Consider the following 838-nt stretch of genomic DNA (forward strand, 5'->3'; position numbering starts at 1 on the left):
CATATAGACAAGAGGATTTTATGAAATTTTTAGACCGTGAGGCGATCATTGCCAAACCCGGCTTTAATCGTTGGCTGGTACCGCCCGCTGCTTTGGCCGTGCATCTTGCCATCGGGCAGATATACGCTTATTCCGTGTTCAATGCGCCGCTGACCAAGCTTATCGGTATCACTGAGTCGGCTGCAGGAGATTGGAAGCTGACCACGGTGGGTTGGATTTTCAGTATTGCCTTGGCGATGTTGGGCGCGTCTGCGGCCATGTTCGGTACATGGATGGAACGCGTTGGGCCGCGTAAAGCAATGTTTGTTGCCGCCTGCTGCTTTAGCTTGGGCTTTTTTGTGTCGGCGATCGGCGTCCATACGCACAATCTGTTTTTGCTTTATTTGGGCAACGGTGTGATTGGCGGGGTTGGTTTGGGCTTGGGCTATATCGGGCCTGTATCGACTTTGATGAAATGGTTTCCCGATAAACCAGGCATGGCTACAGGTTTGGCGATTATGGGTTTTGGCGGCGGCGCGATGTTGGCTTCGCCTTTGTCGGTATCGCTGATGAGTTTTTTCTCCAGTGAAACTTCGGTTGGCGTCGCGCAGACTTTTGTGGTTTTAGGGTTGTTTTATTTGGTGTTGATGATGTTCGGTGCATTTACGATCCGTGTACCTGCCGATGGCTAGAAACCTAAAGGTTATGTTGCGCCGAAAATCAAAAGCAAATTGGTCAGCAGTAATCATGTCAATGTCTCACAAGCCATGAAAACGCCGCAATTCTGGCTCTTGTTTTGGGTGTTGTGTCTGAACGTGACGGCGGGTATCTGCGTTTTCATGGCTTGTGAGACATTGAC

Annotated in this window: 1 pseudogene; it reads left to right on the forward strand. The window is 50.0% G+C overall.

Annotated elements, in window-relative coordinates:
- Positions 1 to 20: 20 nt before the first annotated feature.
- Positions 21 to 838: pseudogene (locus tag ACTHUM_RS15820) on the forward strand (MFS transporter); the annotation flags it as partial.

It is taken from the genome of Neisseria sp. P0021.S006 (assembly GCF_051956895.1).